Raw genomic sequence first — 244 nt, forward strand, 5'->3', positions numbered from 1 at the left:
CCGGCGCCGCCCGTACCGCGCCGCCACCGCCGCCGGGTCCACCGCGCCGTCGGTCCAGAGCCGGAGGACCGCGCGCTGGACCGTGCGGCTGACCCAGCCCGGCCCGAGCCGCTGCCGTCCGCGGACCCGGTCGAGGGTGACCGCGTCCCCGGTGAGCACGGCGAGCCGCAGGTCGGGACCGTACGCCTTGGCCGCCGAGCGGACGAAGGCCCAGTGGCGGGTGGGGCCGGCGAGGGGGTGCAGG

1 pseudogene is annotated in these 244 nt (G+C 80.7%); it reads right to left on the bottom strand.

The features are described 5' to 3' along the window. Nucleotides 1-244: pseudogene (locus tag AOK18_RS30360) on the bottom strand (aminotransferase class I/II-fold pyridoxal phosphate-dependent enzyme); the annotation flags it as partial.

The organism is Streptomyces prasinopilosus, assembly GCF_001419695.1.
GTDB lineage: Bacteria > Actinomycetota > Actinomycetes > Streptomycetales > Streptomycetaceae > Streptomyces > Streptomyces prasinopilosus.